This is a genomic window from Candidatus Neomarinimicrobiota bacterium (assembly GCA_018651745.1).
Lineage (GTDB): Bacteria > Fidelibacterota > Marinisomatia > Marinisomatales > TCS55 > JAAZYX01.
This window is the reverse complement of record JABIDL010000029.1, coordinates 1-10,000: the sequence shown is the minus strand read 5'-3', so window position 1 is coordinate 10,000 and position 10,000 is coordinate 1. Positions and strand designations below refer to the sequence as shown.

Here is a 10,000-nt window from a genome sequence, read left to right as displayed (position 1 = left end):
TAAGACGAAATATATGGACTGACACCTGCCCGGTGCTGGAAGGTTAAATGGAGAGGTTAGTCCCGATTTATCGGGACGAAGCTTTGAAATGAAGCCCCAGTAAACGGCGGCCGTAACTATAACGGTCCTAAGGTAGCGAAATTCCTTGTCGGGTAAGTTCCGACCTGCACGAATGGTGTAACGATTTGGGCACTGTCTCTACTTGAAACTCAGCGAAATTGAAGTGTCGGTGAAGATGCCGGCTACCCGCGGCAGGACGAAAAGACCCCGTGAACCTTTACTATAACTTAGCATTGGATTCTGGTTCTGCATGTGCAGGATAGGTGGGAGGCTTTGAAACTCGGACGCTAGTCCGGGTGGAGCCAACCTTGAAATACCACCCTTGTATTGCTTGAATTCTAATCCCGACCCGTGAATCCGGGCGAGAAACAGTGTTAGGTGGGTAGTTTGACTGGGGCGGTCTCCTCCTAAAAGGTAACGGAGGAGCCCAAAGGTTCCCTCAGCACGGTCGGTAATCGTGCGTAGAGTGCAAAGGCATAAGGGAGCTTGACTGCGAGGTCGACGGACCGAGCAGGTGCGAAAGCAGGGCTTAGTGATCTGGTGGTTCCGCATGGAAGGGCCATCACTCATCGGATAAAAGGTACTCCGGGGATAACAGGCTTATCTCCCCCAAGAGTTCACATCGACGGGGAGGTTTGGCACCTCGATGTCGGCTCATCACATCCTGGAGCTGGAGAAGGTTCCAAGGGTTGGGCTGTTCGCCCATTAAAGTGGTACGTGAGCTGGGTTTAGAACGTCGTGAGACAGTTCGGTCTCTATCCGCCGTGGGCGTAGGATATTTGAAGGAAGCTGCACCTAGTACGAGAGGACCGGTGTGGACGAACCTCTGGTGCACCAGTTGTCACATCAGTGGCATCGCTGGGTAGCTATGTTCGGTCAGGATAAGCGCTGAAAGCATATAAGTGCGAAACCTATCCTAAGATTAGATATCCCTACCGTAAGGTAATAAGGCTCGTTGTAGACTACGACGTTGATAGGCCACAGGTGTACGTGCAGTAATGCATTTAGCCGAGTGGTACTAATTAGCCGAACGGCTTTATCAAATTTTTCTTTGCCTATTGAATTCGGTGTCAATTTCCAAAATATTTATCCTGGTGACTATAGCGGCGGGGTACCACCCGATCCCATCCCGAACTCGGAAGTTAAGCCCGCCCGCGCCGATGGTACTGCACGGGAGACTAGTGCGGGAGAGTAGGTCGTTGCCGGGAATATTTAAAATCCCCTCTACGGAGGGGATTTATATTTATGGGTGTGATGTAAATCACCATTTTCGATTAATCATTGTTTCAGTATGTAAGATTCGCCTAAATTACCAATGAGGACTTAAAGGATATGAAGCGATTCAAGAAAATACTATTCATCTTAATGGTTGCTGGAATAATTGTTTTCCCAACAAAAGGACGGTCTCAAAATGTTACCGTCACCGGGCAAATCTTCGAATATGTGACCTATTATATGAGCAATTTTGATGTTCAATCCGGGTCTTCTGATATTCAATTATTTCGATATTTGATTCAATCTGACACCTATCCTGTTTATTGTAAAGTTTGGTTTAAAGCTTCTATGGTATCTCCTTCCCTTGGGGTGACTTCTGCAACTACCATCGTTGAACTTGAATCTAATGTGATGCAGTTGCTGGCAGACCTAGCTTTGGATAATCGCTATTTTACGGTCACATCTGATTTTCTCTATGATCAAGCATCCCCGCCCAATACTATTCCATTAGAAGTGACTCCTATTCAGTTATTGGATCCACAAGAATTTGATGCAATGATGAGTTCCATTATGACAACCGGTCAGCTAGCAGATGGGGAATACACTTTTGAAATCAAAATTTATGCAGGAGCTGATGAATTAGGATTATCTTTAGTTGAACACGATTCAAAAACGATTATTGTCCAAACACCAACAGCAATTACATTGGAATCTCCCGGTGGAAATATTGAAGACACTACGCAAACAATTGTTTATACAACCTACCCTTTCTTTAATTGGTCAAGCCAAGGTTGTAACGGGTGTGAGACATTAATCCGGGTAGCAGAATACGATCCTTCTGAACACGCATCCATAGATGAAGCGATTGAGGGTGAAACTTCCTTGCCGGCTAGCCAATCTTTAGGCTGGGAAAATATCGGCAGCTTTTCCAGTTACCAGTATCCTGTTACAGGTGCTCGTCCCTTAGGATTTGGAAAATTATACGTTTGGCAGGTAAAAAAATCGCTTTCTACGACTGGTGGAATGGAGGAACTCATTTCAAATATTTATACATTTAAAGTGGCTGATCCAGCAGGCGGAACGGCAAATTCAGCAGCTACATTTCACCCAGTTTTAGAAGGATTACGACAAGCACTCGGTGATGACCAGTTTAATGCTTTGTTCGGACCTGGAAGTGCGTTAGATGGATATTCTCCGCAAGGTGTTTATACCATTGATGACCAATCGGTAGATGAATCAAGTATTACCTATTTATTGAACCAAGTGATCAATCAAAATATTTCAGTTATAAACGTAAATATTGAAGACTGATGAAGAATAGAATTCTATCTTTATTAATGCTAATAACGATTGGAGTTAGCCTTTCTCCTGCGGCTGCTAAGATTGCGGTTGTAACGAAAGTTAAGGGTCTTGTAGAAATGGAAAGAGGAAAATCTGGTTTTTCTGCGCTAAAGCCCGGTGTCATTTTAGAAGATGGTGATCGTGTTCGAACCGGCAGTAACGGATTTACTGCTGTAATTTATATTGATGATAAATCTCTTCTTAAAATAAAAGAGGATACAGAAATAGTTATATCTGGGAAACGGGATGTAAATAGTATTTCTAAGGAAGTTAATATAGGTCAAGGAACTTTACGCGCTTCTGTGGGCAAACAGAAAAAAGGGGCTTTTGTTGTTAAATCGCCAACATCTGTGGCATCTGTTAAAGGAACCGTTTTTGATTTTATTTCTGATCCTGATGCAGGTGATCAGATTATTGGTATTGAAGGAATTATTGAATTAACCAATTTACTAACAGGTGCTTCTGTGGATATTACTGAAGGCTTGACCGGTTTCTCTGATCAAGATGGTTCTTTGAATTCTGCTCCCACCGATCCCTCAACCATTCCAACATATCCGGATGATGCTGAAACGGGCGGGTCCTCTTTCTTGAAAATCATTCTCGAAGGACCGGACGGAAATGAGAAAACCATTATTATAGAATATCAGTAGGCTACGCCGACTGTTTAACCGGCAGCGATCATAACGCAAATGGCTGTTGACCGCACACTTTTTAAACCTATTATAAGAATAATTTTTCTTACCATGTGCCTTTCTATTGGATCGGCACAAGTGATTTATCATAAATCACCCAACCGGGGCAAAGTTGGCGAAGATTTAGAACTGTCCGTAACACTTTTTACAGATATTCCCGTCTCGAATGCGATTGTATATTTTCGGGAAACTAATGGGTTATCTTTTTCCGAAATAAACATGAATATTGTCGCTCCAAATTGGACAGCGATTATTCCCGGCGGAAGATTGTCCGAAAAGGGTTTTGAATATTGCATTGTGGTCAATTTATCAGATGGTTCCAGTTATGCAACTCCACAGAATAACCCATTTGAAAATCCGCATAAAATACTCATTGAATTCGGCGAAGATAAATTCAAAAAATTTAATGCAATATCCCAGGGGATTAATTCGATGTTGGCGACTCCGGATGTTTTAATTTTATCACCGGAACCATCCGAACTGGTTCGACCGGAAAATGTTGTCATTGCTGTTTCTTTGTTCAGTGCGCCGCAAATTGATTCTTCGAGCATTCGGATTGAACTAGATGGGGTTGACAAAACATCGGCAAGCATTATTGAATCGGGAATTGTTAGTTTTACGCCGAACCCGTTAACGGACGGGCTTCATACGATAGATTTACACATGAGCACGGCGTATGGAATGGAAATCGAACCACTATCCTGGTCATTTACCGTAACGAGTGGTATGGAAAGCATGATGGAAGAATTTGAATATGGTGGCAATCTTAGATCTCGAATGTCGCTTGAGTCAATTTCCGGTGTGAATTACGATGTTAAAGAATTAACCGGAGAAGGATTTGTCACGCTTCCATTTGCAGAATTCAAAGTATCATTTCGGCAAACATCGCGAGAATCTGAATTCCAGCAGCCGCAAAATAGAATGTCTGGAAGTTTTAAAATGAGTGAATTTGTGCAGTTGAAATTTGGAGATTTCAATCCGCGTCTATCACCATTTTTAATTGATGGAAGACGGATTAGAGGAACGGGTGTGTCTCTAGAAATTCCTTGGGTTCGTTTTCAGTATGTAAGCGGTGAACTCAATCGTATCGTTCAAAATCAAGATGGTGTGGACAATACGTATAAATTTTTGACCTATGATCTCACAACAGATTCCACGGGAAAAACGACCTATGCCTTAGATAGAGTTGGGTACACATTTCAGCGGAACATGACGGCATTAAAGTTATCGGTTGGTCCCAAATATGGACTGCATGCAGGAGTGCACGTTTTACAAGCGCGAGATGATATCAATTCCGTCCGGCATGCTTTAGGCAACTATTCTTTTACGGTGGATTCCTCTGCAACTGGATTGGAAGCCGGCACCTATTCTTATAATGATTTTTTTTCAACCGTTGATGCAGCTGGGAATGTTGTGGATTTTAAATCCGATCATTGGGGCGGTGCGGCACCGGAAGACAATCTTGTGTTTGGGTTTGATATGGGCACTTCCTTAGATGACCGAAAACTCACCATTGATTTTACTTGGAATATGAGTTTGTTTAATCGTGATATTTGGGATGGTGTAATGACGCGAGCAGAAATGGATACTGCTTTAGACGACAGCCTCGATGGTCTAATTGGCGTTCAGTACGATGAATTTGGCAATGCCACTTCAGGTTCTGTTGCGATTGATACCAGTCAAGTATTTGATCCGGTTCCATGGAAATCCTTTTTTATTATGAATGCTAATATGTCACCGCTCGTGCCGTTTGATGTGACGACTTTTGAGACCAATCCAATTTCCACTATTGTGAATATGCCATCGTCTGCGTTTTCTTTTAAAGTAAAAGGACATTATGCAAAAAATAATTTTATTTTGGAATATAGACAAGTTGGTCCGGAATATGTTTCTTTAGGAAATCCCTATCTTTCGAGCAATGTAAGAGATTTTCTTTTAAGTAATCGTTTGGCATTGCTGGATTATAAAATGTTCATTACCGGGTTCTATAAATATCGTGATAATGAAATATTAAAAGCAACTCTTGACCCATTAAATACAACGACTTTAGGTATGAATATGTCACTAAATCCCGGCGCAGATTCGCCATCCTACGTTGTTAATTTTCAATCGATCGGGAAATATAATGAAAAAACAAATCTGGATTCGGTGGGTGGAGAACTCGTGGATTTACGAGAGGATTCGCGTGCTGTGAATACGCTTACATCTGTAAATATACCATTGACAATTTTGAATATGACCCATTTTATCGTGATCAATTATAATACAATCAAAAATACCGATAAACTTGAAAGTGAACGTGCGGGAAATTATTTATTTCCGAAAACAGATACCGAAACTCTTTCCTTGAATTTGTCTTCTAAATTTTACACCCCACTTCGATCCAATATTTCCTTCAGCAAGACGGAATTGTATCTACCATTCACAGACACGGATGGCACCGTATCGAAGGCCAAATATATTTGGACAACCGCAGGCTTGGCAGGACAATATGGTTTTTTGAATCAAAAGCTTCGTGTGTCTGGTGGATTTTCTTATCTTGCAAGTAAAGGCCTGACAAATTCTACTATTATGTCCATTAAAGGGGGTGCGGATTGGGATGTGGTGGAGGGCATGACTGCGATCATTTCCGGTGTACTTCAGTTGACAAATACCGGTGATAAAACGGAAGTAAATACTACAGGAATTATTCTCAAACTTCGCTATAATTTCTAAAGATGGATCTCATTCTAAAAGAACTGAAAGACCGCTGGGTTGGTATTGTCATTACTGCGTCATCTATTTTGCTTATATCTGTTTTTCACTGGCTCGGACTTTTCGACGTGCTCGAAATGAAATCCTACGACTATCGTTTTCACCGTGTCCGCGGGCCGTTGACAGGTTGGACTGCGAAGGATTCCACATATATTAAGAGAGACACGGACGTGGTTTTGATTGAGGTGGATGACGAAGCATGGCGTCTTGTACCGGAAGCGTGGCCTTATCCTCGTGGAACCATTTGGGGACGGGCCATCAAAAATCTTTACCGCGCCGGCGCCAAGGTAATTGTTTTTGATATCCAATTTGACGCACCCGAAACGAAATCCGAATACCTTCATACGTTTGCGGACAATATCCAATCAGAAGACTTGAAACAGCTAATTCCGCGCCACGGTGACATAATGCTTGGAGAGGCGATTTCTGAAGCAAAAGCATTTGGAACAGAGGTTATTATGCCGGTTAAAATGGTTACCGAACAAAACCTCCAACCACCGCAATACATTGCTTATCCTGTGGGACCTATCATGGCGGCGAATCCTGAGACGGGTATTATCAACGATATGTTGGATGAGGATGGGTTCTCCCGTCAATACAGTATTTTTGACCAAATGAGTCATGAACCTGACAAATATTATTTGACGATTGGAGTAAAAGCAGTCAAATCATTTTTAGAGATTTCAGATTCAGCGCTTCCCAAATTTGACGCAGATGACCTCACCTGTAATTACGGTCACATTACCATAAAAACGTACGGATATGGAAATACATTTTTAGTGAATTATTATGGTCCTCCATCCGGCTATCGTCTTCGTGGTTCTCAGCAGCTTCCATCATGGGGCACTTTTCCAAGATATTCTCTCGCTTACATTATTGATACAGAAGAAGTAACGCTTCGAGATCCAACGGAAGATATCGACTGGATGTCTCAGTTCATCCCCGGTGTTGTACCGGAGTATATTTCCGCTATTGAAGATCCCATAGAAAAACAAGAGATGATGAATATGATGGGTATCGGGGAGAAATTTGATATTACAAAGTCGCCGTTTTACAACAAGATTGTGGTCATTGGCACGGCTGTAGAAGTCCATCATGATGTAAAGAATACACCGTTTTATAATTATATGGGAGTGCAACAGCTTACCCCGGGAATGGAAACACATGCCAACGCAATCCAAACAATCTTAGATAATAATTACCTCAATGTGCTCGGTGGAAGGCTGACAGGACTGTTTTACTACGATTATCCGATGAGCCATACGTGGCTGATTGGGCTACTCTGTCTAATTGCGTTTGTGCTGTTATCATTTTTCAATCCGGTTGTTGCGGGTGTATTTATTTTATTGGAAGGAATTGTTTATTTTGGAATTGTGGGCGGATTGTTTACGGATGATTTGTTTTGGTTTCTCAAGTTTTCATTGTCTTCCATTTTTCCGACAGGATTCGTGGCAAATAATGCAAGCTGGTTCACCGTTCCTCTTCCAAAACCCGGTACGAGTATTGTTCTTCCTCTGGTGGCGCCACTAGCCGCTGTTCTGATAACTTACACGGGAAACGTTATTTATAAATTCCTTGTTGAACAAAAAGACAAACGCTTCTTAAAATCTACTTTTGGTGCTTACATTTCTCCGGATCTCATTGATCAAATGTATGCCGAAAAGCAGGAGCCAAAACTTGGAGGCGATGCTGGATATCACACAGCCTTTTTCTCGGATATTCAAAGTTTCTCCGCTTTTTCCGAAGTCCTTGAGCCTGAACGTATGGTCGCCTTGATGAATGAATACCTTACAGAAATGACGAATGTGCTATTAGACCGGCAGGGAACACTTGATAAATATATCGGCGATGCAATCGTTGCGTTTTATGGTGCACCGGTTCCGGTGGATGACCATGAATACCAAGCCTGCATGACGGCCTTAGATATGGAAACAAAACTGATAGAACTTCGCAAAAAATGGGAATCTGAAGGTGATTGGCCGGATATTGTCCACAATATGCATCACCGTGTCGGACTGAATTCCGGAGACATGGTTACGGGGAATATGGGATCAGCCATGCGAATGAATTACACCATGATGGGCGACACGGTTAACATCGCCGCCCGATTGGAGGCATCGGCAAAGCAGTACGGCGTGTACATCCAAGTTGCAGAAAACACCTACAAAAAAGTAAAAGATCAGTTCGAATGGCGGAATTTAGATTATGTGCAAGTAAAAGGAAAAAATGTTCCAGTAAAGGTGTACGAATTATTGGCAGAAAAGGGAAAACTTAAAGAAAATGATGTGGAACTTGTAAAGAAGTATGAGGAAGGTCTGACATTCTATAATAAGCAGGAGTGGGATAAAGCACTGAAAAAATTCGAACAATCGAAGGAACTGGAAGATATGTTTCCGACCCGACCGACGAGCCCGAGCCATATGTACATTATGCGATGCAATCATCTCAAAGAAAATCCACCCGGCGCCGATTGGAACGGTGTCTGGAAATTGACCGCTAAGTAGGATATTTGTGATCCCATTAAAGCATGTGATATTCGTCACATAGCTTTAGTGTTTTCCGTCGTATTTTCCACTCATATTATGGGTTCGGTTCATGAAAATACATAAACCATATACATCGATTTGGCAGCCGAGTGTACTCGCAATCGTCTTACTTGTCACTTCTTGTGATCTATTTACGAATATCGATAATCTCTTTGACCCGGAACACCCAGACTTCCGCAATCCCGAAACATTACTTTTCTCTGGACCGGCTGAAGGTGAAATCGTTCAATCGAACACTGTTATATTTTCTTGGGAACATGCAGATTCTGTGTATCACATTGACACTTCATCCACGTCAAACGTTTCTGATCGAATTGAATATTCCTATCGCCTGACCGGAAGAAATTGGTCCACGTGGGAATCCGGAGAATCTTTATGGTATTCGCCATTTACGCATTGGCAGTATGATAATTCTACCGGTATTCATTCACTCACCTTGGGTCCGCTCGAGGACGGTCCCCAACTCTTTGAAGTTAGGATGAAATACCCGACTGGTGTTTTTGAATATAACTGGCCCATGCGGTCGTTTTCGATAGATGCCATGGAAGGTACTGCATTAATGATTTCTCCGATGCAGACCTACATTGATTCCGCCGAAGCATTTTACGCACATGTTCGCGTATTGGATGCTGTGGATTTAATGGGCATTAATCTCAAACTTCAGTACGATCCATCCATGCTTCATATTCGGGAATATACCTTGATGGATGATTCGCTCGATTTTCTTCTTCAAAGCCATGCGGATAATCTGAATGATTTCGTTTTTATTACGCACGATTCTCTTGCCGGAACATTTGATTTGAGCATCGGAATCGCCGGCGGAAACTTTACCGGCGTCAACGGGTCGGGTGCGCTTGTACAATTTACTTTCGATCACATCGGCGAACGCGGAAATACCACGATCGAAATTTTAGATGAGTCCACCTTAAGAGACATTAACAATACTACTACACTTAACGCAACGGGAGACGGCCATGTTACGGTGTGGTAAAATCCTGACTATTATTTTGGCAATTTCTTTTGGGTTCGCCCAGGAAGATGCGCGAATAATGGTAGAGGACACTCTTGCTCCCCAAGTCACCTATTTTTCTACTTCACCAGATACAGTAGATGTAACTGACAGTTCTGCGACGATTACCATGAGTCTTGGTGCCATGGATGACATTTCCGGATTGAATTATTTTCAAATGCGGTTCACCGGCCCTTCCGGATCCCAAGAAAAATGGGTTTATTTCGGATTTAATGGAACGGTGTCGGACACTGTAACGACCAGTGTAACGATTGAAGAATTTTCCGAATCAGGTCTTTGGGAATTACAGTATGGGTACGGGTATGACATAGTAAATAATCAAGTCTGGTATGATGAAAATGGTCTGGATTCACTTGGGATTC

6 protein-coding genes and 2 rRNA genes (1 of these 8 cut by a window edge) are annotated in these 10,000 nt (G+C 42.4%); all 8 read left to right on the top strand.

All coding sequences use genetic code 11. The annotated features are described in order from the left end of the window. Positions 1 to 1,108: ribosomal RNA gene (locus HOD97_05595) — 23S ribosomal RNA — on the top strand; it begins 1,906 nt to the left of the window's first position. A gap of 42 nt (positions 1,109 to 1,150) precedes the next feature. Then, positions 1,151 to 1,268, top strand: a 5S ribosomal RNA gene (gene rrf / locus HOD97_05590). A 124-nt stretch (positions 1,269 to 1,392) separates the two neighbouring features. Then, a complete protein-coding gene (locus HOD97_05585) occupies positions 1,393 to 2,586 on the top strand; it encodes a hypothetical protein (protein MBT4281069.1) in 1,194 nt (397 codons plus the stop codon). Continuing rightward, positions 2,586 to 3,266: a FecR domain-containing protein gene (locus tag HOD97_05580; protein ID MBT4281068.1), complete on the top strand. Its 681-nt coding sequence runs from the start codon at positions 2,586 to 2,588 to the stop codon at positions 3,264 to 3,266. Before HOD97_05585 ends, HOD97_05580 begins: the two co-directional genes overlap by 1 nt. Before the next feature lie 39 nt (positions 3,267 to 3,305). Then, complete coding sequence (locus HOD97_05575; protein MBT4281067.1) at positions 3,306 to 6,023, top strand: hypothetical protein; 2,718 nt, start codon at positions 3,306 to 3,308, stop codon at positions 6,021 to 6,023. Between the two features lie 2 nt (positions 6,024 to 6,025). After that, complete coding sequence (locus tag HOD97_05570; GenBank protein ID MBT4281066.1) at positions 6,026 to 8,566, top strand: CHASE2 domain-containing protein; 2,541 nt, start codon at positions 6,026 to 6,028, stop codon at positions 8,564 to 8,566. 91 nt (positions 8,567 to 8,657) lie between these two features. Then, complete coding sequence (locus HOD97_05565) at positions 8,658 to 9,599, top strand: hypothetical protein (GenBank protein MBT4281065.1); 942 nt, start codon at positions 8,658 to 8,660, stop codon at positions 9,597 to 9,599. Beyond that, the coding region (locus tag HOD97_05560) for a hypothetical protein (GenBank protein MBT4281064.1) at positions 9,583 to 10,000 on the top strand (418 nt) is incomplete at its 3' end. The genes HOD97_05565 and HOD97_05560, both read left to right, overlap by 17 nt.